30 protein-coding genes and 1 tRNA gene are annotated in these 24,597 nt (G+C 46.0%); 9 read left to right on the forward strand and 22 right to left on the reverse strand.

The features are described 5' to 3' along the window. Positions 1-52: 52 nt before the first annotated feature. Together AAAA73_RS10585 and AAAA73_RS10590 are read left to right on the forward strand one after the other, a co-directional pair. Positions 53-505 (forward strand): hypothetical protein, encoded by a 453-nt coding sequence (locus AAAA73_RS10585; protein WP_340598274.1) that lies wholly within the window; start codon positions 53-55, stop codon positions 503-505. A gap of 51 nt (positions 506-556) precedes the next feature. Next, a tRNA-Asn gene (locus AAAA73_RS10590) sits at positions 557-632 on the forward strand. Between the two features lie 64 nt (positions 633-696). On the opposite strand, the gene AAAA73_RS10595 is transcribed toward AAAA73_RS10590, so the two are convergent. Genes AAAA73_RS10595 through AAAA73_RS10605 form a run of 3 tightly spaced genes read right to left on the reverse strand, consistent with a single transcriptional unit; the run spans position 697 to position 2,902 of the window. Beyond that, positions 697-1,233, reverse strand: coding sequence for a hypothetical protein (locus AAAA73_RS10595; protein ID WP_340598275.1), 537 nt, complete (start codon positions 1,231-1,233; stop codon positions 697-699). After that, positions 1,212-2,042, reverse strand: coding sequence for a metallophosphoesterase family protein (locus AAAA73_RS10600; protein ID WP_340598276.1), 831 nt, complete (start codon positions 2,040-2,042; stop codon positions 1,212-1,214). Before AAAA73_RS10600 ends, AAAA73_RS10595 begins: the two co-directional genes overlap by 22 nt. Next, the gene (locus AAAA73_RS10605; RefSeq protein ID WP_340598277.1) at positions 2,039-2,902 is read right to left on the reverse strand and encodes a hypothetical protein; all 864 of its coding nucleotides are present in this window, start codon (positions 2,900-2,902) and stop codon (positions 2,039-2,041) included. The genes AAAA73_RS10600 and AAAA73_RS10605 overlap by 4 nt, the downstream gene beginning before the upstream one ends. 214 nt (positions 2,903-3,116) lie before the next feature. Here AAAA73_RS10605 and AAAA73_RS10610 point away from each other — a divergent pair, with 214 nt between their 5' ends. The 4 genes from AAAA73_RS10610 to groL all read left to right on the forward strand — a co-directional run bounded on the left by AAAA73_RS10610 (position 3,117) and on the right by groL (position 6,557). Further along, entirely contained in the window at positions 3,117-3,686 is a 570-nt protein-coding gene (locus AAAA73_RS10610; RefSeq protein ID WP_340598278.1) for a hypothetical protein, read from the forward strand. A gap of 119 nt (positions 3,687-3,805) precedes the next feature. Further along, on the forward strand, positions 3,806-4,375 hold the full coding sequence (locus AAAA73_RS10615; RefSeq protein ID WP_340598279.1) for a hypothetical protein: 570 nt from the start codon (positions 3,806-3,808) through the stop codon (positions 4,373-4,375). A 219-nt stretch (positions 4,376-4,594) separates the two neighbouring features. After that, positions 4,595-4,882, forward strand: a complete 288-nt coding sequence (gene groES / locus AAAA73_RS10620; protein WP_168196705.1) for a co-chaperone GroES — start codon at positions 4,595-4,597, stop codon at positions 4,880-4,882. Positions 4,883-4,910: 28 nt separating this feature from the next. Next, entirely contained in the window at positions 4,911-6,557 is a 1,647-nt protein-coding gene (gene groL / locus AAAA73_RS10625; RefSeq protein ID WP_340598280.1) for a chaperonin GroEL, read from the forward strand. 117 nt (positions 6,558-6,674) lie between these two features. Here groL and AAAA73_RS10630 read toward each other — a convergent pair whose 3' ends face one another. Further along, a complete protein-coding gene (locus AAAA73_RS10630; protein WP_340598281.1) occupies positions 6,675-8,243 on the reverse strand; it encodes a hypothetical protein in 1,569 nt (522 codons plus the stop codon). A 77-nt stretch (positions 8,244-8,320) separates the two neighbouring features. Here AAAA73_RS10630 and AAAA73_RS10635 point away from each other — a divergent pair, with 77 nt between their 5' ends. The 3 genes from AAAA73_RS10635 to AAAA73_RS10645 are packed head-to-tail and all read left to right on the forward strand — an operon-like array spanning position 8,321 to position 10,148. After that, positions 8,321-9,466 carry a hypothetical protein gene (locus AAAA73_RS10635; RefSeq protein ID WP_340598282.1) on the forward strand — a complete coding sequence of 382 codons (1,146 nt, stop codon included), beginning with the start codon at positions 8,321-8,323 and terminating at the stop codon, positions 9,464-9,466. A gap of 42 nt (positions 9,467-9,508) precedes the next feature. Next, entirely contained in the window at positions 9,509-9,901 is a 393-nt protein-coding gene (locus tag AAAA73_RS10640) for a response regulator (RefSeq protein WP_340598283.1), read from the forward strand. Next, the gene (locus tag AAAA73_RS10645) at positions 9,888-10,148 is read left to right on the forward strand and encodes a hypothetical protein (protein ID WP_340598284.1); all 261 of its coding nucleotides are present in this window, start codon (positions 9,888-9,890) and stop codon (positions 10,146-10,148) included. Before AAAA73_RS10640 ends, AAAA73_RS10645 begins: the two co-directional genes overlap by 14 nt. Here the strand turns inward: AAAA73_RS10645 and AAAA73_RS10650 are convergent, their stop codons facing one another. The 18 genes from AAAA73_RS10650 to AAAA73_RS10735 form a co-directional block, all read right to left on the reverse strand. After that, positions 10,149-10,328: a hypothetical protein gene (locus tag AAAA73_RS10650; RefSeq protein WP_340598285.1), complete on the reverse strand. Its 180-nt coding sequence runs from the start codon at positions 10,326-10,328 to the stop codon at positions 10,149-10,151. It lies immediately after the preceding gene. A 247-nt stretch (positions 10,329-10,575) separates the two neighbouring features. Continuing rightward, entirely contained in the window at positions 10,576-10,758 is a 183-nt protein-coding gene (locus AAAA73_RS10655) for a hypothetical protein (protein WP_340598286.1), read from the reverse strand. Between the two features lie 189 nt (positions 10,759-10,947). Continuing rightward, the gene (locus AAAA73_RS10660) at positions 10,948-11,241 is read right to left on the reverse strand and encodes a hypothetical protein (protein WP_340598287.1); all 294 of its coding nucleotides are present in this window, start codon (positions 11,239-11,241) and stop codon (positions 10,948-10,950) included. 12 nt (positions 11,242-11,253) lie between these two features. Then, entirely contained in the window at positions 11,254-12,906 is a 1,653-nt protein-coding gene (locus tag AAAA73_RS10665; RefSeq protein ID WP_340598288.1) for a DUF6531 domain-containing protein, read from the reverse strand. A gap of 30 nt (positions 12,907-12,936) precedes the next feature. Beyond that, on the reverse strand, positions 12,937-13,812 hold the full coding sequence (locus tag AAAA73_RS10670; protein ID WP_340598289.1) for a type II secretion system F family protein: 876 nt from the start codon (positions 13,810-13,812) through the stop codon (positions 12,937-12,939). Positions 13,813-13,814: 2 nt separating this feature from the next. Continuing rightward, positions 13,815-16,037: an ATPase, T2SS/T4P/T4SS family gene (locus AAAA73_RS10675; RefSeq protein WP_340598290.1), complete on the reverse strand. Its 2,223-nt coding sequence runs from the start codon at positions 16,035-16,037 to the stop codon at positions 13,815-13,817. Between the two features lie 53 nt (positions 16,038-16,090). Continuing rightward, complete coding sequence (locus AAAA73_RS10680; protein WP_340598291.1) at positions 16,091-17,614, reverse strand: BON domain-containing protein; 1,524 nt, start codon at positions 17,612-17,614, stop codon at positions 16,091-16,093. A gap of 49 nt (positions 17,615-17,663) precedes the next feature. Continuing rightward, complete coding sequence (gene cpaB / locus AAAA73_RS10685; RefSeq protein ID WP_340598292.1) at positions 17,664-18,581, reverse strand: Flp pilus assembly protein CpaB; 918 nt, start codon at positions 18,579-18,581, stop codon at positions 17,664-17,666. An 8-nt stretch (positions 18,582-18,589) separates the two neighbouring features. Continuing rightward, complete coding sequence (locus AAAA73_RS10690) at positions 18,590-19,096, reverse strand: hypothetical protein (RefSeq protein WP_340598293.1); 507 nt, start codon at positions 19,094-19,096, stop codon at positions 18,590-18,592. Beyond that, entirely contained in the window at positions 19,090-19,731 is a 642-nt protein-coding gene (locus AAAA73_RS10695) for a hypothetical protein (RefSeq protein WP_340598294.1), read from the reverse strand. The genes AAAA73_RS10690 and AAAA73_RS10695 overlap by 7 nt, the downstream gene beginning before the upstream one ends. A gap of 12 nt (positions 19,732-19,743) precedes the next feature. Beyond that, the gene (locus tag AAAA73_RS10700) at positions 19,744-20,001 is read right to left on the reverse strand and encodes a hypothetical protein (protein ID WP_340598295.1); all 258 of its coding nucleotides are present in this window, start codon (positions 19,999-20,001) and stop codon (positions 19,744-19,746) included. Then, positions 19,998-20,186, reverse strand: coding sequence for a hypothetical protein (locus AAAA73_RS10705; protein WP_340598296.1), 189 nt, complete (start codon positions 20,184-20,186; stop codon positions 19,998-20,000). Before AAAA73_RS10705 ends, AAAA73_RS10700 begins: the two co-directional genes overlap by 4 nt. 26 nt (positions 20,187-20,212) lie before the next feature. Further along, a complete protein-coding gene (locus tag AAAA73_RS10710) occupies positions 20,213-20,401 on the reverse strand; it encodes a Flp1 family type IVb pilin (RefSeq protein WP_340598297.1) in 189 nt (62 codons plus the stop codon). Between the two features lie 143 nt (positions 20,402-20,544). After that, positions 20,545-20,853: a hypothetical protein gene (locus tag AAAA73_RS10715; RefSeq protein WP_340598298.1), complete on the reverse strand. Its 309-nt coding sequence runs from the start codon at positions 20,851-20,853 to the stop codon at positions 20,545-20,547. Positions 20,854-20,868: 15 nt separating this feature from the next. Next, complete coding sequence (locus AAAA73_RS10720) at positions 20,869-22,347, reverse strand: HAMP domain-containing methyl-accepting chemotaxis protein (RefSeq protein ID WP_340598299.1); 1,479 nt, start codon at positions 22,345-22,347, stop codon at positions 20,869-20,871. Positions 22,348-22,567: 220 nt separating this feature from the next. Next, a complete protein-coding gene (gene hpt / locus AAAA73_RS10725) occupies positions 22,568-23,086 on the reverse strand; it encodes a hypoxanthine phosphoribosyltransferase (RefSeq protein WP_340598300.1) in 519 nt (172 codons plus the stop codon). A 14-nt stretch (positions 23,087-23,100) separates the two neighbouring features. Continuing rightward, positions 23,101-23,826, reverse strand: coding sequence for a tetratricopeptide repeat protein (locus tag AAAA73_RS10730; protein WP_340598301.1), 726 nt, complete (start codon positions 23,824-23,826; stop codon positions 23,101-23,103). Continuing rightward, positions 23,823-24,563 (reverse strand): outer membrane protein assembly factor BamD, encoded by a 741-nt coding sequence (locus tag AAAA73_RS10735; RefSeq protein ID WP_340598302.1) that lies wholly within the window; start codon positions 24,561-24,563, stop codon positions 23,823-23,825. The genes AAAA73_RS10730 and AAAA73_RS10735 overlap by 4 nt, the downstream gene beginning before the upstream one ends. Positions 24,564-24,597: the final 34 nt, after the last annotated feature.

Below are 24,597 nucleotides of genomic sequence, written 5' to 3' on the forward strand. Positions count from 1 at the left end.
AATACCTTACGAAACCAAAAGGCATTACTCTGTTTTCCGTAACGGAGGACGCATGGATTTTAAGTTTTGGCTCAAGGTGGCTTTCATGATTGGTTCATTTGGACTGGTTATCTATGGAATGCAGCAATTAAGATCCTCTCAATTCGCCCGTGATGCTCAAAAAGACGATAGTGCCCTGTCTTTATTGTTGGGTGGAGAAACGCGTCCCTTGAATTGGTGCCCGGCCGACACGAAAAAAGTCGAAATCCTGAATGAAAAGGGTGAAGTTCAAAAGACCCTGGAGTCGGTCCAAGATATCAGCTCGGCCTGCGAGATTATGATTGGGTCCATTTCGGAAGAAGTGTTGAAGACCTCTCAGTTTTCCCGTCGCTTGGTGGCAACGGACGCCAAGGGAGCGGCTAAAACCATGGAACAGGTCCCAAATACATCATTTTTCAAAGTCGACGACATGCCTCTAAGCTCGACCTTGCTGGAAAAAGTCTTAAAGCGCCTGGAACAGCCCTGATTTCTGTTTGACAAGATAGGTCCAAACTAATAATTTGGCTTTCACCGATGTTCAGGAGTAGCTCAGTCGGTAGAGCAAGCGGCTGTTAACCGCTGGGTCGGGGGTTCGAGTCCCTCCTCCTGAGCCATTTTTTATGAAAAACCACCCTAGAGGTGGTTTTTTAGTTTCTGGGGTAAGGTTCAGCTCCGCAACTAGAACAAGTACTGCAGAGTAAATCCCGAAGAAATATAATACTGAATATCGCGGTTCGAGTTGTTGAACATCGCGATCAATCCGTTATCGAAAATTCGCACACGGTATCCAATGGCCAAGCGGCTGGGGAAAAAGGTCAGTGTTGAACCAAACTCTGCCCCATAGCGAAGTGCGGTTTCGTCATAGTATCCCTTGGATGGGTATTTGTCGGGCGAGCGTATAAAAAACCTGTCCGTATTTAAAGCATAGACGGCGAAGCCACCGAACTGAAGTGGGCGCCATTCATTGCCTTTAAGCGGGGTAACCCAGCGGGAATAGCGATAGCCGATATTGGTCTGATAGTAGGTGTCGTTACCGATATCATAGCCGCCCAATGAAACATCGGTCGCGTGTTCCGGAGTCCACTCATAGCTGACTCCCGCAGCCAGGAAACCCATGAATCCAGCACGCTCAATCAATGCGCGCCACTCACCGGAATGAGCGGGGCTTGTTATGAAGATCAGGCAAATAAAAACTATTTTATTGAAAGAGAACAATCTTCCTCCAATGTATCCATGCGCTTGATGCAAAACTGACCGGAGCCCGTATCCAGTCTGACAATCAACCAGTGTGCACCCTGCTCGGCCTCGGATCTTCCGCACTGAAGCATGATTGTGCCGTTGTCCGTGCCCAGCATGTAAACGTGATTGTGACCGTTAAACACGATTTTCACTCTGTTGTGTTTGATTACGTAATCCATGTTGGCGGCGTCTTGGCCATGAAATCTTTCTTCGTCTCTTAGTGGCGTGTGCGTGAAGATCATGACGTTCAAACCTGCGGTGTCTGCGCTATCAACAGAGTCACGCAGCCATTGAGAGCTGAAATTTTCAGGGCTTTCCAGGTTGTTGGAGTTAAAGAAAATATAACGGTAACCGCCGCGATCCATGTAGTAGTTCAAGTCACCGAAAGCTTTTTTGAAAAGCTCGGGACCTGCACCAATCGTGTCGTGATTTCCAATGGCCATCAAACGCGGGCCGTCCAGTCGCGAGATTGATTCAATAAATTGATCGTATTCCAGGTTGTAAGAGGAGTTGGTGTAATCACCGAGTCCTGCAACAAAGTCATAGGGGCCGTTTTGGTTCATTCCAAAAGTGACTTTATCCAATGCCTTATAGTTTTGATGAGGATCAGAAAAAATGCCCAGGCGAATTTCCCCGTCGCCATCAATGTCACCGATCAGGCCCTGATTTTCAATGTTCAAGCCTCTCTCGGGACGCAGTAGCTTATCTGAAAAAGGAGAGTCCACAAAGGGAGCGCAAGAGCTTAAAACTGCAAATGCCAGTAGGCATGAAATTACTTTGATCATAGACGGAACTCCACTGCCAGGCGGCCGTAAAAGTCACTCTTAATGGATGTTACGTGGGAATTCGGAGAATAGATTTTTTCCGACTCATAGAGCTTGCGATCTGCGGATCCACCCAAGGCAAAGATCACGCGGGTTGCTTCAGTCAGCTCGCGGGCCAAATAGGCCTCAGCCATGATCTCCTGATAGAAGAGCCGGTCGTCATCTTCAGTGCGTTCGTGAAAAAGATAGGAGCGCACAGTAAGGGCCGCAACCCCGCCGACAACCGTATTATGTGTGATTTCATTGTCAGCTGAAACGTTGACGCCAAATGGAGTGACAGAGGCCATCCCCTTCCAGTCGTCGGCAAATTTCCACTTCATTCTAAAGAAAGGCAAACCGAATGTGATCTCCATATCATTATCAAGGTGATAGGTGATGCCCAAATACGGGAATGGTTCGCCATTCAGAAATCCGCGATTTTCGGACTGATCAATACCGAAAATCCAATTGTGACTATCAATCAAACGCGTGCGATAAATCAAAGCGGCATAAACATACTTGTCACGATCTGACCCCCAAGGATCATCACTTGCCGTTGCAGAGGCGATAAAACCACTGATGTTATCTCCGTTGGAAAAAGTTTTTCGAGCCCCGGCACCGATAAACTCCTGCCTTAAAGAATTGCCGATAAAGATGTCTTTCGAACCAAGATCAAAATCGGTTCTTCCCAGATTCAGTGATTCAGAATAGACCGCAGCCGACGCCGCCCAAGTGTCGCCAGTGTAAAGGGGTATTTGAACTTCGCCGCTGGAGATGCGAACTGGAGAGTCTTTGTAAGTGTAAGGGGAGGTCCACAAGTCGGAGCGAAACATAAATGTCATTTGCAAATTCTGATCATGAATTTGCGGAATTGTTCCGAGTGGCCGAGCCAAAGCAAATGGTTGAAGCAAGAAACTGCAGATAAGAATGGCGAAGATAAAATTTTGCACGAGTAATTATTAATTTTGAGTATGGTATTCGTCACCAAAAAGTGTGGGGAATGTTTTATAAAACATCTTGTACCCCAAAATGCTTTTGGATAGCATTCCTCAGTACATGACTCGATTAAGTATTTTGAAACCTATATTTCTGGCTATGGTGTTGGTTGTCTTCGCAGGTTGCGCGGATGATTCCTCTGGGAATTCAGTTCCGACTGACAATGTGGAGTTGGATGAAAATTGGGAAAGCATCGAGTACGCACAAGGCATGATCAAAGGCCGTCAGTGGAAGTACCTTCAGGGACGTGCCAGTATTTTCAAGCGCAACAACAAGGACTTTTTGGAAATCCGATTGTGGAATGATCGATTTGATAATCCATGTTCGGTGGCATTGGGTTCGAAAGTACAAGTTCGAATGTATGTTCCTTTAAGCCGGGGCAGCTGGAGAATTGATCCCAATGATCCATTCTCTCTCATTCCTACGCTTATTTTTTCTGACTATGGGGTCAGCAATAATTCAAAAGTAAATTTGATCGCCGATGAGGGCATGGCCTCTGTAAACCTGCTTGATAATAATAATGTCGCGGGTGTCGTCAGCGCTCAATTTAAGCCCAAGGATGAGGGGCGGACCAAGGTTTACGGCAAATTCAACGTTCCGTTCTGTACGACTTTCTACGGCTCAGATTGACACAAATAGGCCCTGAATATCCCTCAAATCCAATATATTGCATTTAGGACATAAAACTATCAGGCATAAACATTGAATTCCATGAATCCGAATCACGTATGTTGGAATCTGGAGGATCGATGAGTCTGAATAAGTACCTATCAGGGCTGACGGCTGTCTGTATGGCGGCTTTTGCATTATCAGTGCATGCAGCACCTGCTTCAAAATTTTCATCCTCCCCTGTTCGCCCGGCAATTGCAGCGATTCCAACACCTCAATTCAAAAGCTACCGCGAGTGGAAAACTGAAAAAGTGAATTCGGCGCAGATGAAAGTGACCCTTATCAGGGGTCAGATTCAAACGCAAAAAACCGGCCGCCGTGCAGCTTCCGGCACAGATCCAAATCTTGCACGAGGCAAATCAATGGAAGCAGTCGCTGCTCACAATATTTCGGTTGAGGCTTTGGAAAGACAACTCAGTGAAGAGCAATATGACCTGGAAGTGGCCAAGGACCTTTCGGTTACGGACTATTTTGCGGGTTATTTGACAAAAGTTTCCGATAAAAAGGCCGCCTTCAAGGAAGTTGCAGGAAAACTTTCTCCTGAAGAAGTGGCAGAACTTATGAATGCCTACGCCAACTCTGTATTTGGCGCACATGCGTCAGACCTTCCTGCCAGTGCAACGAACACCTCTAAAGAAGCTGGTCGCTAATTCCCTTCTCTGGACAGATAAATTTCCTAACAAAAGCGCGCTGCTCGGCGCGTTAAGGGCTTAAAGCCTCTCACTTTCAAAGAAACAATCCTCTCTCTGAAAACATCAAAAAAATTAAGCGGCTCGCCTTGACTCTTTTTAGAGCGAGTTCATATTACCTCCATTGTTATTTTTGAATTAAAAAGTGCATAACGGAGGCATTACATGGCTAAGAACGAAATTGGCGTTCGTCCACTTCACGACAGAATTCTTGTTCGCAGAATGGCGGAAGAAGAAAAAACGGCTGGCGGTCTTTTCATCCCTGATACAGCAAAAGAAAAACCACAAAAAGGTGAAATCATCGCGACTGGTAAAGGTCGTGTAACTGAAGACGGCAAAATCCTGCCTCTTGAAGTTAAAGTTGGCGACAAAGTTCTTTTCAGCAAATACGCAGGAACTGAGTTGAAACTTGAAGGCGCAGAATACTTGATGATGCGCGAAGAAGACATCCTTGGTGTTTTCAATTAATCGAAGAAATTAAATACGGAGAAAAATCATGTCTAAAGTTTTAGTATTCTCAGAAGACGCTCGCGCACACATCTTGAAAGGTGTGAACACTCTTGCGAACGCAGTAAAAGTAACTCTAGGACCTAAAGGTCGTAACGTAGTTATCGACAAGTCTTTCGGTTCTCCAATGATCACTAAAGACGGTGTAACTGTTGCTAAAGAAATCGAATTGGAAAACAAATTCGAAAACATGGGCGCGCAAATGGTTAAGGAAGTTGCTTCCAAAACTAATGACGAAGCCGGTGACGGTACAACAACTGCAACTGTTTTGGCTCAAGCGATCTACCGCGAAGGCGCGAAACTGGTTTCTGCAGGTCACAACCCAATGTCTATCAAACGTGGTATCGACAAAGCTGTTGCGATGATCATCGAAGACCTTAAATCAATGGCTAAGCCAGTTAAAGGTTCTAACGAAGTTGCTCAAGTTGGTTCTATCTCTGCAAACAACGATAAAGAAATCGGTACAATGCTTGCGGATGCTATGGATAAAGTTGGTAAAGAAGGCGTTATCACTATCGAAGAATCCAAAACTGCTAAAACTGAAGTTACAGTAGTTGAAGGTATGCAATTCGATCGTGGTTACTTGTCTCCATACTTCGTAACTAACGCAGAAAGAATGGAAGCAGTTCTTGAGAACGCTTACGTTCTTGTCTACGACAAAAAAATCTCTTCTATGAAAGACATGATCTCTATTCTTGAAGGCGTTGCTAAGCAAGGTCGTCAATTGTTGATCATCGCTGAAGACGTTGACGGTGAAGCATTGGCAACTTTGGTTGTTAATAAACTTCGCGGCACTCTTCACATCTGTGCTGTTAAAGCTCCAGGTTTCGGTGACCGTCGTAAAGCTATGCTTGAAGACATCGCTATCTTGACTGGTGCAAACGTAGTTTCTGAAGATATCGGTCGTAAGCTTGAGCAAGCGACTATCGCTGATCTTGGTGTTGCGAAACGCATCGTTGTTGATAAAGACAACACTACTATCATTGATGGCGCTGGTAAAAAAGCAGACATCACTGGTCGCGTAAACGCTATCAAAGGTCAAATCGAAGAAACTTCTTCTGACTATGACAAAGAAAAATTGAAAGAGCGTTTGGCTAAATTGGCTGGCGGCGTAGCTGTTATCCACGTTGGTGCTCCTTCTGAAGTTGAGATGAAAGAGAAAAAACACCGCGTAGAAGACGCTTTGAATGCGACTCGCGCAGCTGTTGAAGAAGGCATCGTTGCTGGTGGTGGTACTGCTTTGCTTCGCGCTTCTAACAAAATCGACAAAACTAAATTCAACGAAGAAGAAGCTTTCGGTGCGATGATCATCAAACGCGCTTGCGAAGAGCCAATTCGTCAAATCGCTGCGAATGCAGGTCTTGATGGCGCGATCGTTTTGGATCGTATCCTTCAAAACAAATCTGCTTCTTGGGGTTTCAACGCATACTCTGACGAATACACTGACCTAATCAAAGACGGTGTTATCGATCCAGTTAAAGTTGTTCGTTGCGCTCTAACTAACGCAGCTTCAGTTTCTTCTTTGATGCTTACTACTGAGACTATGATCGCAGAAGCACCTAAGAAAGATTCTCCAATGCCAGCTGGTGGCGGCCATGATATGGGCGGCATGGGTGGTATGGGCGGTATGATGTAATCCGCCATCGCCGAAGGCTATGGCGTGATTACACCACGCCGAAGCTTCAGCGAAGGAGGGTCGCACTCCGTTCTAAATACAAAAAACCCGAGTCTAAAAAGCTCGGGTTTTTTCTTTCTAAAAGAGATATTCAATCCCACCCAAGAGTGTAGTCATCTTGTGGCTGACAGTGCTGCGATCAGCAGTTGAGCTGTAATCAGAACTGAAATTTTCAAACAACAATTCGCCCTTGATTGCAAACTTCGTTTTCAATCGATAGTTTCCGTAGAAACTAAAGCTGTTGATTTTGCTGCTGGTGCCAGATCCGCTGTTTGGTGATTCACTCATTGTTGGATTCATGAACAAATCAAATCGCCCGCCCAACTCCATTGGCAGTTCAGGGCCCAGAGGGAATGATCCGCCCAGACTGATTAACAAGCCACCGTACTTATTGGATGTGAAAGCAACCGGAGTACTGTCATCAATTTTAAAATTGGTATCCTGGTAACCCGCACTCAATTGAATTTTCGGTCCAAAGAAATCATTGGAAAGCAGGAAGTTGTATCCGCCCATCACTGAGTACTGGGACATACTTGTATTCAAAGAGCCAGGTGATGAGCCTGACAGACTGTTGTCCACCGTGAACACCGACTGGCGAAGGCTTAATCCGACATACCATTCTGGATTAATCCAAAGCTCGCCACGCACCAGCAGGTTAGGTGCCAGATTCGCATTGCCGGAAATCGATTGCGCGGTCGGTGTCGTAAGTTTCACGTTCTGAGAATAAGAAGAGAAACCTGCCAATACCTCTACTTTACCAAACTGAGGGGGAGGTTCGGGTGCCCACTCATGGGGATCATCACCGAAAGCCACGTCTTTATCGGGTCTTGTTGTGATGTCAGTTAGAATTTTTCCGGAAGGAGTTGTCACAGGGGTTGAGTACTTAACAAACTCATCGGGCATAACTTTGGAGCCCACCGCGATGACACCAGGTTCTTTTTCAAGCTCAACGTAACCGAAGCTTAGATACGGCTCAACCTTGAAAAGCTTAACCCGGCCCAAAACTTCTTTTTCAGTGCTGACCATGAAATTCAATTTTGGATGACGATTCACTTTGATGATCTGTACAACGGACACGCGGCTGTCGGTTTTTAATCCGTAGTTGCTTCCCAGATTCAGCGTAACCTGCTGACCACGACGGCTTAGGATCTCCGCTCTGAAAGGCATTCTATTTTTGATATTATTAAACAAAATGGATGCTTGAGTTTTGATGTCAGCGGTGTCGAAACCTTTATAGTCGGTCAACACTTCCTGCAAAAGCGGAAAACCTTCGCGGCCAACGAAAAGAGTCATCGTAATTGAAATACCACGGGGTCCACGAATAATCTTTGTGGTTAAAGCGGCATTTGACTTTGCCGTTTGCAAAAGTTTTTGAACCTGAGCAGGAGACTCATCAAGCAATTCAGATTTGATTTCTAGATTCTTCGGATAATTAACCAAAGACCACTGCTTGTCCTCATTCAGCTGCTGGCGAAGTTGTTCTTCGACCGGGCGAGCATAGATTCCACCAATATTATCCGTAGTCGGCACTAGCACGATCGACTTGATCGCGAGATCTTGGTCGACTGGACTGACATAGGCGTTCTGGGCAAAGGTCTGAGACACAAATGCAAAAACAACGATGCTGAAAAGAATCTTAATTTTCATACTTTTAATTCTGCACGTCGAATGAAAAGTCGTCAATTTTGGGTCAAGTAATTCGGACCGTTGCCGAAATAAATTTTATGAAGATGCATTCTTTTTTTACATTGATGATCGCAGTTGCTCTGCTTGGTTCGACTTCTTACGCACAGTCTAGTCTGGAAGGAATTTCCACTGGCCGTTATGAGGTTCGAAAGAATTCAGCACCAACCAAATTAAATCGTAACCCGGCTCAAGCAGTTCCTGAAGTGTCTGTGACCTTGAAAGAGGATAAAACAGCCGCTGCTGTGGTCGAGGCAGAACCGGCAGTATCGCCAACTCAGAAAGCTGTGGTTGCGACTTCTGCTCCTGCGCCCGAGGCAGTAGTGGCGGCGGCACCCGCAGCCTCCATTACACCAGTACCAACGGCTGTACCTACGGTTGAGCCTAGCATCACGGACCAGGCAGAGGCTTTATTCTCAAATAAAGCGGATAAAATCTATGATTACTATGCAGAGTCCGTACACCCGGAAGATGTTCGTAACAATAGGCTGGAAGTGGAGATTTCTCCGCTGGCTGTATACAACGACTCTCAGTCAAACTATTCATTCCGTGACTATCAAAGCTTTTACAATGCGCTTCGCTTTAAAGCCAACGTGTGGTTGACGCCACTTATTGGTGTGAGTGGTAAGTTTGTTTTCTCTCTGGGTTCAGACGTTGATTCCATGGAAGCAGATGCCTCCAGAGTCGCAGTGAAATACGAGCAGCTTGATGTGGGTTTGAACCTTCGCAAGTACTTCGGAAATTCTCGTAAGGCCAACTCTTTGGAGTTCGCGCTTCTGTTCAGCGATAATAAAATGAAGCCACCGACGGACGCGGTAAATCGCGTGGGTATCAGTACTTCCGGATTTGGATTGGGAATGAAAATGCGTGTTCCATCGTCGGTGGACTATGCCTGGGTTTATGGTGGCAGCTTCTTCCCGCGTTTACAGCACACGGAGCAAGGCAACGTGTCCAATATCAGCTCTGGCTCTGTGGCGGAAAATTCCCGATTGGCTTTAGAGCTGGGCGGAGAATGGAGATTGTCGCGTTCCAGCCAGATTCTGTGGGGTCTTGAGGCATCTGCAGAAAAGAATATGTTCGATGGCAGCGCAACTGTTCCAGACCCAAGTACAGGAACAACACCCAAGAATGTCAGTGTAACCAATTCGGCCTATGTGTTTTCCCTAGGCTATCGTTGGGGCAACTAAAATCCTCTCATCAAAAGGCGGTATGGCTTCTATACTGAAGCCATGAAGATACGTTTTGCAGTTATCGATGATGCCGCCTTCTTACGCGAACTCATAAAAAACATGATGAGCAACGCCGGTCACCAATGTGTCGGTGAAGCTGAAAACGGTAATGATGGAATCCGTCTGGTGGACTCCGTACTGCCCGATTTGGTTTTTCTGGATATGGTTATGCCATTAAGAAATGGACTTGAAACGGCCCGTGCAATTAAGGAAGCGCATCCCGATATTCAAATTATTGGATGTTCGACAATTGATAACGATGCGATGATTGAAAAAGCCCATGAGGCAGGTTTCGATGCATACATCACCAAGCCATTTACCAAAGAAAATTTACTATTAGTCGTTTCAAAAGTGTTGCCGCAGCTGGGGGAATCAACGCATGGAAGAGGTTAAGTTCGTTTTAAAGACATTGGTATTTACAATGTTACTGATTGTTTTGTCTCAGGTTAAAGTGGGCGGAGCATCGGTAGAGTCTTATGCATTTCGTTGGCTGCAAAGATCAACGGTGTCTCAGTATATTCAAAGTGCTGCCGCAGGGGGCGCGATGGCGCTTAAGAATCTTACAGTGCATGTTAAGGATGGAGTTGTGAGCACTGTGGATGGCTTCCAGGAAGGTTCTCACGAAAAGGCAGTTCGTTAATTAGCGAAGTGCGCCGTTAGAGTTTGAGTTTTTAACAATCTTTGTGGCTGTAGCAGCGACATTTGAAGTGGTTGCTGCAGTGTTTTTGAAAAGAGAACCACCTGCGCGGGAACCACAAGCTGCGAAAGAAGTGGAAGACATTGCGAAAACTACGATTGCGATAAAAGCTGCGATTTTCATATGATCCCCTTTGTTGGTTGGATACTAGACATCTATTGCATCCGACATGCCAAAGCGGGTGTTTCAGACCGGGATTTCGGTCACCAGGAATCAAGTACTTAGAAATTTCAAATCTCAAAATGAGACAGCGATGCCAAGTCGCGCCTTTTTGCGCGCACTGCTGGCAATGGATTGATCAACCTGAAAACTAAAATTCGTGAGCGTCCCGGGGGAAGGATACCCACGAATTTTGGGATTTAAACAGGGATTAACCGCGACCGCCGTTTGCTTTTGATTGAGACGTCGGTACAACCTTAGGAGCAGCAGCTGCGTATGGCTTAGCTGTTTTATCAAACATCTTAGCGCTTACTTGTTGATTGCATGCTGATGCAAATGAAACAGAGGCTGTTGCTGCAATAGCGAATGCGATCATTAGTTTTAGAGCTTTCATAGGTATTCTCCTTTGAAGTGAAATATAACTTCAAACAGGAGTATTGCAGTGGGTATGCCACAATTTACCGGGATGCCAGGTTTACAAACCACGTGTTTTCAAGGGGTTAACGGCTGTGATCTGGGAATAAAAAAGGCCCCTTTTGTAAGGAGCCATTTTTTGTTCTGTGTCTGTTAAGGAACTTAACAGCTATCGGTCGTTAATACCTTTATTCCCGCTAGCTGAGCCGGAGCTGGTAGATTCACCTTTATTCTCATTAGGATTGAAGGCTGTTTTATCCAACAGACGCTCATGTCTTTGATACATCTGACATTTAGTACAACCAGGTGCGCTTACACTCGCGGCAGTTGAACTTTTACCGATTTCCATTTCGTCAGCCGGGTCGGAGCCTGGATTCGTAGTCTCTGCATTAGCTACGATAGAAGTAGCGGAAATCACAAAACTGATCAGAGCAAAAACCACCAGAAACATAAATTTCTTCATACCGAGCTCTCCTTAGAGATATAGCTCTGCAGTAGCAGGAGCGATAATGTCGAGCAAGTTATTAAATGTGCTGGCCACTTGCATTGCCACTGAAGGTCCTTCTTTACTATCCACCTTGTTGATCTCACCATTTGGTTTGTAGGAAACCTGAATAGTTCCCAATCCTGGGCGAGTCACAATAGATGGTTTTCCGTAACGCTCTTCATACTCGATCTTAACCACTTTCTTGGCCTGATCGGTGATCGTTGCGATACGACCGCGATTATCATAGGTCATAGCAATCTTCTGACCATCTGAGTTCTGCGCATAGTTCAGATTGCCTTTGCCATCATATTTAAACTGAGTGGCTTTAGCTGTGACCTTCTGACCTTTTTGGTTGAAGAACGTCGTGGATACCTGAGTCACCTTTTTGATTTTCGAATCGTATTCGAAAGCCATGCGAGTTGCTGGCGTAGCCTTAACTTTTACCAAACCATCCGGATAGTATTCATAAGAAATACGCTCAGAGTTTCTGCGGATGCCCGTCGGCTTGCCGAATAGCTCGTGATAGCTGATATCAGTGACATTGCCATTGATAGTTGTCATCACACGTTGCAGGTAATACTGCCCATCAGCGCGCTGTCTGTGCCAGAACTCGTACTTGTCATCTGCGACAACTTCTTTGCCACAAACTTTTTTAACTGATGACCAGTAGTGATTCTGTGGATCGTTTTGCGAGAACTCGTACTTATAGGATTCCACACACTTGTCGCGATTCGAGAAAGAAGTGACCCAGTCATTCTTCTTGTCATACTTGATCGCGATAGATGTTTTATCCGGCCATGAAGCCTTGGTTAAGTTGTGAAGGTCGTCATATTCGTAAGTGTAAGTCTTGTTCCACGCATTCTTAACTGAAGCCAAGTCATCCAGATTTGCGAACTTATAATCCACATTCAGACCGTTAGGGCCTGTGATGGACTTAATCTTTTTGTTTTGAAAGTACTTGAACGCCAGACGACGACCGTTATTGTCCTCGATCTTGGTGATTTGAGTCTTATCGTAATCGAACTTCAAGAAGTTGCCGTTCTTATCATAGATATGAGTCAGAAGACCTTGCGGACTAAAACGCTGTGCTGTTCCGTCTGGAAGAGTTCTTGTATAAAAAGTTTTATTGAACGTGAAGTTCTCCACTTCGCGACCGTTTGCAAAAAACTTCGTACCTTCCTTAACAGGAACGATAATGCCGTACTTTCTTGCAAGCTCAGTGCGAGTGTTGTCGTCTTCCAAAAGATCTGTTTTCAGGGAACTCAGATAAGTGTCAGTCACGCCGACTTTCTTTTCGGCTTTCATCTTAGTCACGATCTGGCTGATTGTTTTTTCAACATCCTGGCGTGAAACTTCACGAGGTGAGTAGGTAATTTCCATACCACCACCGCACTCTTTCACTTTGATATTTCCCTCAGCATTTACTTCCATGCTGGTTTCGAAATCCGAGCACCAACCGAATCCAAACATTCCGTTGAAAAGTGAGCGGCTGTTATAGGTTCTAACAATTTTAAGATCGTAACCAGTGCCTGGTACGTCCATGTCTATCCACGTATTGGAATAGTTGGCATTCTTCATGTCGACAAGGGCATGCGCCTGAGCCGAGAAAAGAACGGCCACTGCAATAAGTGCCTTCTTCATTATTTCTACCTCTTCCCTGAAACTGACGGACTACACTTTGATGGTAACAAGTTTTTTGATGATGACACCACCGATAATTTGCAGGGCCAGCATGGCAAAGAGCAACACTAGACCTAGGGTGGTGTTAAACATTGGCTTGATGAATGTTGGATCAATTACTAAAAATACGCCCATCAAAAAGAATGGAATCAGAGTGACGATGATCCCTTGCATAAGACCTTGCGCCGTCATTGCCTGAATTTTTTTCTCCACCTTCTGGCGTTCGCGAATAACCAAGACAATAGTCTGGAATGTTTCAGCCAGATTACCACCGGTCTCTTTAAGTATATTGATGGACGTCACAAACATCTGTACGTCTGGACGGGGAATGCGATTTCCAAGATCGTTCAAAGCGCTTTCGAAGCTGTCACCAACTTGCATTTGATACAAAACCTGCGAGAACTCCTGACTGATAGGATTTCCCATGATTTCCACGACACGCTTCATGGATTCCTGCGGATTGGAGCCAGCTTTAATACCGTTGGCCATGATGGTGATGCCATCAACCATTTGATCGACAAACGCTGAACAGCGTTTTTCATAAAGCATGCGAACAATAAGAAGTGGAAGTTGCCAGCCAGCCACAGTCACAGAGGCGCCAAAGAATGCACCGACCAAAACACTTGGCCAGAATAACAAGAACACCAAAGCACCAATACCAAAACTCATTAACAAAATCAGAATAGTGATTTTCTTTTCGTCCGCATCCATGCCCATCAAGCGCATGATGCGAACAACTTCCTCACGCTGGCCTAAGCTGCGTTTGTGAAGCCAGGCAATGGCTTTATCAGCCCATAGAATGACAACTGTGAAAACACAGATGCCAAACACAGGGATCATAATCCATTCCTTAAACAAGAAACTCATAGTTATCCAACCTTCTTAGGAGGCACAACCCCACCCGGCATCTTAGGCATCAATCCCGCACCCGGCGCAGCTCCTGGCGCGGCCGTGCCAGCCGGAGCCTTGGCGGCGGCTGGGTCGTTACTGAAGATCTCACGTGGAATGACCACACCCTTGTCGCTTAGTTTTTGGATAAAGCTAGGGATGGTACCAGTTGCCTGGAATGTTCCGACAATCTTGCGATTCTTATCGTAACCAGTTTCTTTAAAGCGGAAGATTTCTGCCAAAGTGACCACGTCACCCTGCATGCCTGCAACTTCAGTGATGCTTAAGATACGACGACCACCATCGGATTGACGGGAAATCTGCACAATCAAATTCACCGCGCCCGCAATTTGTTCGCGGATTGCACGAATTGGAAGTTCCATTCCAGACATCATACACAGGGTCTCCAAACGTGCGACGCACTCACGGGGACTGTTGGCATGGGTCGTGGTCATGGAGCCATCGTGACCTGTATTCATGGCCTGCAACATATCCAAGGCGGCGCCGTCACGGCACTCACCGACGATGATACGGTCAGGACGCATACGCAGGGCATTCTTAATTAGATCGCGAATATGGATGGCGTTGGAGCCTTCCATGGAAGCGGGACGAGTCTCAAGGCGGACAACGTGCTCCTGTTGCAATTGCAACTCGGCCGCGTCCTCGACAGTGATCACACGCTCATTGGATGGGATAAAGGAAGACATCATATTAAGTAATGATGTTTTACCAGAACCAGTACCACCGGAGATCACCACGTTCAGACCGTTCTCCACGCACAGGCGCAGGAAGTCGATCATGTTTTTGGTGATACTTCCGTACTCAATGTATTTCTCAGGCGTGATACCGCCCTTTTTAAATTTACGAATAGTCAAAGCCGGGCCGTCGATGGAAAGAGGCTCGATCACGGCATTAACACGCGATCCATCTTTAAGACGGGCATCCACGTAAGGTGTGGAATCATTAATCTGACGACCCAGTGGTGTTACGATGCGTTCGATAATACGCCGAAGGTGATCGTTCGACGTGAAAGTCACCGGACTTAAAGAAACCTTACCGCTTCTTTCGACAAAGATTCTTTTAAACCCATTCACCATGATCTCGGTCACAGCAGGATCCGCCAGCAGATCCTCAAGGGGACCCAGTCCCAGGGCTTCTTCCAAAACCTCTTTGATGATCTTGGATCTTTCCTCGCGCACCAGTTCTGGTGCCTCTTTGTCGACGATTACTGTGATTTCGCGCTTGGTTTTTTCGCGAACTTCTTTTTCTTTGTTCTCGTCCTGTTTGGTGTCAGTAAGAAGTTTTTTAAGATCCACGGTACGGATCAACTCATTGTGCACACGGATTTTCAAAATCGTGCGCGGGTCCATGCCATTTGCACCAGAGACCGCCGGTGTATTTGAACCTTCAGTTGCTGCTGGAGCGGGTTTTGGACGAGTCAGTGTTTTCAGTCTTTGTAAAACACCGCCGGTCAGCTTGCGAGACAAGTCAAAGTACGAAGCTGTCAGTGGTGATTTTGGCGAGCTGATAATGAATGGTGTGTATTTTTGCAAGGACATCATCGTCGTTGCATCATCCTGTGGAATGATTCCCAGGAAAGGCAATTGCAGCTGATTGGAAATCGCCTGAGGCGACAATCCAGTTGGAGAAGCCTTGTTCACCACCAATTGGAACATATCTTTGGGGAAAGTCGCAGAAAGCAGCTCATTGATCAGACGTTGAGTTTGCGTCACAACCAGAACCTCTGGTGTGGTCACGATCATGATGGCTGTTGCTTCCTGAAGAATCGCCATTTGCGCGGGACCCAGGTCATTACCCACGTCAACCACGACAAACTTGAAGGCACGGGAGAAGAACTCCATAAGTTTTCCCAGCATATCAGGGGAAATATTAAGAGATTCCTCGGGACCGCGCACGGCGCCCACGTAACCCAAACCGGAGGCATGCATTGTCACCAATGTGTTCATCGGTTGGGAGTTCAGAGATCCTTGGAAAGTGGAAAGTTCTTTTAGTGTTTTTACAGGTTTCAGACCCATAATCACGTTTTGATCGCCGACGGATTTTGAATCCGCGTCGACAAGTAAAACCTGAGTACGAAGCTCGGTCATCAATGCACAGGCAAAGTTAGCAGCAAAGACGCTTTTACCTACGCCTCCCTTACCACCAACAACAGCGATGAGATTACAATTCGGATTGATAGCCAATGCGGACCTCCGCTTAACTTATCGGCTTGGATGATCAATCCGTATACGCGACGTTAGTCGCGCAAACGGAATTTTTTCTTAATTTGTTCTGATCCAGCGCTTGCTGAAGTCTTAATTACCGGAGTCACGAAAACCACAAACTGACTTTGTTGTTTTGCGAATTCTTTGGATGCATACAAGCTGATGATTGGATTCTTCTGTCCAGCTGGACGATTGTAACCAGTCGAAGAGGAGTTGCGGATCAAACCACCCACCGCCGCACTTTGACGGTCACGAACCACCACGGAGCTGGTCATCTCATTGGCACTAGTGATTGGAGCACCGGCAGGAGTACTACCGATCATGCTCGAAACCTTAAAGGCCATATCCATGCGCACGCTGCCGGATTTTTCACCCATCAATACCGGTGTGATCGTAGTTACGATACCAACCTCCGCAAAGGCTGTTCCAGTCGTGCCATTTTGACCAAGCACTGTGTACGGTTGATTGGTGATCTGTTTGATTTCACCTTTTTTACCGTCCTCAACGATCAGGCTGGTACTTTCAAGTACGCGGGCCTGGCCGTGTTGTTTTGCCCAGTTTAGCTTTGGCAACAAGTTTGAAACTGTTCCTGTGATAGAGCTGACGATACCACCAGCGGCAGAACCACCAGTCTGGAAAGTCATCTGGGAGTTATCACCAAGCTCTGGAGTGAACTGGAACTTGAAGTTCTTGGAATAGTCTTTTTGCAGCTCAACGTAGTGAACCACAAGCTGAATCATTTTTGGAGGCGGCTTAGGAGCGGACTCCTTAATTTGAATCAGGTTGATGATACCGTCGTTCGCCGGTTTGCGGCTGACGATAACCCCTTTTTCCACAGCGGCATCCACAATGCGGTCTGGAAGATAGGTTTTAGCGATGATTTCTGCACGAGCTGATTCTTCCTGACTGTTTGCCCAGCCCTGAAGAATGATTTTGTCATTTACTGCACGGACTTCGATCTCAGGATTGTTGATATCGCGAGCGATGAACTCAGCAATCTTCTTTTGTGCCAAGGGGCTTAAGGTCACAATTGAAGAAGCCTGGTTTCCGAACTGGGAAACCACGTTATAGATACGAGCCATATCCTTAGGGAGAAGGATCTGACCGTCGACTACGACTCTGTCGTTGACGATTTTAATATTGATGCCCTCGATGTCGCCCAATAGGGAGCGCATCTCACGCACGATTTTATCAAGTTTGCTTTTCTTGACGTCGATACGATACTCCGCGACGACTTTGCCATTGCGTTTATCGTGAATCGTCATGGTCGCAAAACCCTCTGTGCGTGGCACAAAGCGAATGACGTTAAGATCTTTGGAATAGTTCGCAGTCACCACACGGCGGAAGTCACCTTTGAACTCGACATTATCCGGAAGTGGCGGAAGTTTTTCATCCTGCTCAATTCCCAAAGTCAGATTGATGAACTTGCGCGACCGAAACGCACCACTGCTGTCTTCGCCGGATGTTGACGGCGTCGCAGAAAGATCATCCTCTGCGTGCGCGACAAATCCACAAAGACTTAATGTAAGCCCCAGTGTAAGCAGCATATGTTTCATGGTTTCCCCCTAAATTACAATTCCCCTAGAACCTAAAACTGTCACAATACTACAAAGTCTTAAACCCGTTCCTGCGTTGTTGCGTCGGTTGAGGTGCTCGTTGCTGCATTGGTTGTTGCATAATCGGTCTTTGTTGCGGTGGCATGACGATGGGTTGCGCCGGCATGGACGGAGCATCCAGGGATACCACAGGTTTTCCAAGTACCGTATCCGCTGTCGAGCTTGGTGCGCGAACAGGGATTGTACGGTCGCTTGGATTTCTAAGTGCAAAGAACAAATTTCCTGGAGCCGTGGACAGGATATAGAACAAGTCCTGCGCCTCTTTAGGGCTGGCTTCAACAGTGATCGTTGCATACTTAGTGTCACCCGTTAGGGCGATCTGGTTCAGATTCTTACCGGATGAATCCAGTTCAAACATACGCGGAATGTTGTTCACAATACTCAGACCCGTTGCCAGAACAGGTACGTCACTCATCAATAGGAACACTTCACGACGTTGCGCCACACCTTTACCTGAATCAACGGCACTGTAGATATCAATGCGATCACCAGGACGGATAAGTTTTGCCACGCCACGGATTTCATCAACAGGAAGTGCCACGGCGCGCTTGCTTGGAGCGACCTGCAACGCAATCCCTGTGTCCGGACCCGGTGTCAGTAGATTGTTTTTTACAACCATTTGGCCCTTGCGAATTGGTACCGCAGCCACGTTCCCGATAATCTCATCAGGAACTGTCACGGTGTCCGGCTGAATAAAGTCTGCCGGCATGTCTTTCGTTTCAACCATGGTGTCGTAGATCGTTTGCATTTCTGCGATGTCTTCTTTAGCCACCACCACACGTTTAGTGGAACCGAAACGCTTGTCGTACTCAGCTTTCTTTTCCTGGGAATAGCTGTACAGCAGGAAGGTGGCGAAGATTCCCGCTCCAATTGAAAGCCATAAATTTCTAGTTTCGTTTGATCCCATATCTTCTCCTAAGCTCCACAAGCTGCATTCAGACAAATTCCATATTGGGATTTAATCCAAATGGGGTTCACGCCGACTTTTTCGTTTCGTTCTTCTTCTTTAATAAAGGGCACCTGTTGATTGTGTTCATTCCTGGTGCCTGACATTTCAACCTCTTTTTGGCTCGACAACAAATTGATGTTGATCGGGCGGGTTGAAGCGAACCACTCCGGTTGTCCACTTTTTGGAGCATCCTCTGAGTTGATTCCATGAAGTCTTAAGGACATTTTGTGATAACTAAGCTGGGCGTTGCCCAGATCACCGTTGCTACGGAAGTAACTTAAGTTTGAGCGATGTCTAAATGTTTCAAACGCATAGTTTCTTGCCGCGATGGAATTCAGGATGCCGGAATGAATCGCACCAAAGAATCCCAATGAGAAAGTGATGAACGTAACAATGACAAAGATGACCGGGATTACCTCGATCATCGCTGAGCCTTTTTCATTGCTAACGAAGGATTTTTTGGACTTTAACATCCGTTATCCTCCATCGGGACATACTTGTTCCGGTAGCGATCCGCCAGAACACCATACCTTGAATCCAGGTCCACGATGGCTTCGTAGCGTTTTTTGATTTGCAGATCCCAGCATTCCTGCTGGGTTGGTTCGCGGATTAAAAATGCAGTTAGATTTGCTTTCGGAGATTCACCATCTGTTGTGGTGCGACCCAGGAATGCAATTCTAAGAGCAAGAACTCGGGCGCTGAAAGTCAGGCGAGCTCCCGTAAGTGGAACACGATCATCATCGTATGGATAGTCTTTGGAAAAGTCCTGACCGCTGGCACCGCCACCACGCAATTCAAGATTTGAAAGTTTAAACCAGCCGGCATCAGTCGTTGTAAACAATGGAGCCAAAGTGCCATTGCTTGTCAGGCTTTTGAATTTGTTCTGACCCATTTCATTTTGTTTGTCCGGGTCAATGTGACCTGCGACGTAAGCGCGCGAAGTCGAGAAGGTGATGTATTGGGCGATTTCAGCCATGGATAGTGTAAACGTCAAAGCGAACATGACCATGCAAAGACCTGCGCACAGGATCAATGAAAATATGAAATCCACAGAGATCATGCCCTGTGAATTATTGATGATCATGTGAGGACTCGAGAATGTTCTCATGGTCTCCTCAATCTACTTATCCGGGTCGATGGAGATGCCGCGGTTTTTTTGGTTAGGGTGCATTTGACGGGCGTCCTTTGCAGGCTTCCACACACCACTTTCCATCATGCCAGCGACTCTGTCCCATGGACCGGAAATCATATTCGCCAAAAAATTTGAACCACGAAGTGCGTTCATGCTTGCGACAAAAATTCCAACCATCACCACCATTAGCAAAACGGCTTCGATGACCAGCTGTCCTTTGTTATTCGCAACCAATGAGCGTTTCATTGCATTGCACTCCACTCATTACGGGCGCCTTTCGGCTTGAAGCCTTGTCCTGTGTCCAATTGCTTTTCCACGCGAGCAGCCAATCGTGGACCTGATCCACGAAACGCCTCGGACGGAGCTGAAATAAATGCTTTCAGCCCGATACCCAGAATTGCAATCATCAGCAGGACATACTCAATCGTCATGCGATCTCCGTGCTAGCTAAACGAAACTATTCGGAAGTGATTCCACCAATAGATCCGCGTAGTTCTGAAATTTTATCAGTCACTGTGGATTGGATATCTTTCTTGAAGATCATGACCAAACCTACAACTACCACTAGCAAGAGGATGTACTCTGTCGCACCCTGACCTTGTTTGTTCTTTAAAAGATTCTTGGAAAAGTTCTTAAACTTTTGCATTGATGTTCCCCCTTATGGTTTCATATCGGCTCATTTGGGGATTGTCTTAAGGGAATTCACTACAGATTGTGGATTTAGTAGTGTCTCAAAACGGGAAAACGAGGGGCGTGGACCCCTCGTTTAATTGAATTCTGTCGTATAATTTATTTACACTCGGCCTTATCTGAGAAAGTCTTGCCTAAATCTTTGCCATCGAACTTCAAAGTGACCTTCTTTTCAGCCAAAGTGCCTTTGCGAACGATTTTTGAGCTCTTCTCTGCCCATTTTTCGCAAAGCTCAGCGGAGTCCAGTTTTTTAGACTCTTCGGTCGGATTCTTTCCGTTATAAGGTTTTCTAGCCTCGACCTCTTTGCCTGGACATGGTGTACGGTCCACCGTAATTGCGCACTCACCTGCGAATGCGGATTGAGCCATCATTAAAGTCACAACTGTCATCATCAATGCTGTCTTCATTCTCGTGGTCTCCTGTTATGCCGCAGACGACTCTGTATCGTCTGTGGAGTTTGAACTTTCATTTTTAATTTTACCGCCAACCAAGGCATGCAATTGAACCATCATTGAGCTCAGTTCACCTGCTTGTGATTGCATTTCCTCGGAGGCACTTGTTACATTGCCCATTGAGGAAGCCACACCCTGAAGGCTTTCATCAATCGAAGTCAAAGCTTGCTTGACCTGATCAATGCTGTGGGACTGCTCTTGTGATCCCTGTGCAACTTCCTGAATTAATTGAAACACGTGGTTCGTATTATCAACAATGGCTTTCAGGGATTTTTCACTGTCAGCAGCCAGCGAAACACCCGTTTGACTTTTGGCATTTGCCTCGTTGATCAAGGTTGAAATATCCTTGGCTGCTTCTGAACTTTTTTGAGCCAAGGCGCGAACGGCATCAGCAACCACCGCAAATCCTTTGCCTTGCTCGCCGGCGCGAGCTGCTTCAACCGCTGCGTTCAGTGCCAACAGATTTGTTTGAAAGGCAATGTCATCAATCATATCTAGGATCTCAGTGATCTTTTTGGTGTTTGTCGAGATTTCAGCCATGACGGTGATCAACGATTGAATTTTCGTCTGGCCATGTGTGACGGCAGTTTGTCCTTCTTTGGAAATCTGTGCCGCTTCAGTGGAGCTATTGGAGTTCTTTCGCACGGTCAGACTTAAATCTTCCATCGTGGCGACGATCTCCTCCAGAGAGGCTGCGGTACTTGTCGTATTGCTGGAAATCGATTCACTTGATTTTGCAAGACCTTCGGTTCTTGAGCCAACAACGTGGGCGCTTGAATCCAGCCCCTCTGCAACGGTCTTTAGGGATTTCTGTACTGAGCGGATATTCAGAATACTGGTTACTAAACCAACAAGGACAAAGAATAGGGTCACTCCCAGAATGGAAAAAAAGGTGATTTTGAAAAGCTTGGCAGCATTCTCCGATTTTTCAACGCCCACCAGGTAGCTCGCATCAGTCAGCGATTTCAAAGACTGGTAGGAAGCATCGTAAAATTTTGCAGAACTGTCTTGAAGTATTTTTTCTGCCAGTGCGGTGTCTTCCTTATCCAGAGCCGCTTTGAACTTGTCGCTTTCGGCTTGGTAGCCATCCCAGTTTTGCAAAAATGAATCATAGGACTTTCTTAAATCTTCCGAGGTCAAAAGAGGATCAAGTACTTTCGAATAAATGATGATATTGCCCATAAGGGAATCCATCTCATCGATGATGACTTTGCGTTCATCCGTGCTTTGCGTGGCCAGAAGATTGAATTCGAGCTTGCGATAGTTAACCACGTTGATGTTGATGTCGGCGGTTTTACCGACAATCGGCAACCAGGTTTCTGCAACTTCGGATGTGACAGTGTTTTGTGTCTTCAATTCATAGAGTGAAAACGCATTGGTCAGTAAGCAAATCAGAGTAAGCAGTCCTGTGATAAACAGAAAGCGGCTTTTTAAAGAGACCTTAGACATTATGTCCTCCGAACCAATTTGTCGGAAATTTAACATTGGAACTTAGGTCCAGTTCTAAGAAGTCCGGAAAATTTGATTGAGGAGATGTTGACCAAGGTCCTAAAGACCCCTAAATTCAACTTTAGAGGTCAGTCATGCAAAAACAAATGGTCATTTTGTACGTATTCTGTGTCGTTATCTTTTTCGTCGTTAACGTCGTCGTATCGTAATTTAATACTGACTAGTTTTTCATCGTATAGATATCAGGATAGTTTCTTCCAACTTCCTCTGAATCCATTCCGTATCCAACCACATAACGATCATCAATAGTTTTACCGATGTAGTCTGCTCTGATTGGCAGCTCACGGCGGGCTGGTTTATCCAACAAAGTTACGATTTTCAGGGATGCCGGAGCGGATGCGAACAAGCGGCTTCTTAGGAAGCTCAATGTGCGTCCCGTATCGATGATTTCTTCCACGATCAAAACATGTTTGCCAGCGATATTAACTGAAATGTCTTTAACAATTTTAATTGCGCCACCGCGCTCAACCGCTTGTACGTATACGAAATCAACCTGCTGAGTAAGGTCCACTTTTCTCATCAAGTCTGCAGTGAAGTGCATGGATCCGCGCAAAGGGCAGATGAAAATGACTTCTTTCCCTTCGTAATCGCTTTCAATCTGTTTTGCCAGATCAGAAATCAATTCTGCGATTTCGTCTTGAGTAAGGAAAGGAACCATTTGTTCTTTAAGTAGTGCCATTTGCGCCTCTGATTCTACAAATCAATTGATGTAATGCCTGCTGCTTGCGCCATCTTCAGATAACGAAGAGCTTCAGGATGTTGTGGATCCCGAATGAGGATATTCTCCCACTGTTCCGTGGCTTCAGCAATATTGTTTGAGTTGTAGTAGATCGCCCCAAGCTTTAGGCGAGCTGGAATAAGGTGTGGGTATTCGCGGATCAGGGATTTCAAATCCTTGATGGCGCGTTCTGTTTGATTTAGTTGCACGTTTACTTCGGCAACACGCAAAGTGATTTCAGCTTTACGGCTGGAAAGCTTTTGAGCTTTCAGAAGTTGCTCCAAAGCCTCATTGTAGCGCTTGTATTGATAATACAAATCCGCCAGTTCTTCGTGCTTGGAAGCCAGTTTTTCATCAACAAATGGATCTTGTTTGCCGGATTTCTTGTCCAATTGCGATTGGGCATCCAAGAAGACCTGTTTGCCTTCATCGTATTTTCCCAGGTCATTCAGGATAATGGACAATCCCACACTCGCATCCGTGTAAGTTGGATCAATTTCCAACGCACGTTTGAAGGTTTTAATTGCTTTGCTGAACTGACCCTTGTCGTAAGCAATTGTCGCAAGCATCTGATAAACCTCGGGATTACGAGTGTTTTGCAGAAGCATTTGATTCAAAATAGGCTCAGCCATTTTGTAGTTCCCGTTGATGAAATATCCACGGGCTTCAGAAATCATGTCGTCTTGAAGAGAGTGAATCACTTCATCTCCTTTTCAGCCTGCTTCAATTCACTGCTGCCAGGGAAGTCGCTGGAAAGAATTGCCATGTATTTTTTGGCTTTCGGTTCGTCGCCAATCTTTTTAGCGGAAATAACAATGCGGGAAAGTGCACGTGCATCCAAGCCAAGGTTTTTGTAGTTTGCATACAAACCCTCATAGCGTTTCAAGGCGCTGCCATAGATTTCGCGGATAAAATAAAAATTCCCGATGTAGTCTTCTTTTTCCGCAAGCATTTTGATCGTTGCAGAGCGCTTCTCGGAGGCCTCTTTTACGTACTCCGAGTTCGGATATTTCCTAATCAAATCAGTAAGATTGAGGATGGTATCGTTAGCCAAAGATAAATCGCGATCAATCGTCGACGGCAACTGGTTGAAGTAGCTCATGCCCAAGCGGTACTGAACATAGTCAGAGTTTGGAACTGTGGGATGAAGTTCCTTGAACATCTGATATGCAACCTGTGCTTCAGCGTAAGACTCCTGTTTGTAGTAAACATCAGCGACGGCAAGCTCAGCCTTTGTGGCGTAATTGCTGTACGGGAATTTATTCTTCACTTCAGTGTAACGACGAATTGCTTCTTCATAGCGTTCGCTTTTATCGAACTCTTCAGCAATTGCGAATGCACCCTCTGGAGTGTCAGAGTTTCGTTCCATTGAGGAGCAACCGGACATTAACAGTCCTGTTGCGCAAATAAGTGTCATGACTCGGAGCGTTTTTAGCATGCGGATATCATATTTTGGTCCAGAACCCACTGTC

Source organism: Bdellovibrio sp. GT3, assembly GCF_037996765.1.
Lineage (GTDB): Bacteria > Bdellovibrionota > Bdellovibrionia > Bdellovibrionales > Bdellovibrionaceae > Bdellovibrio.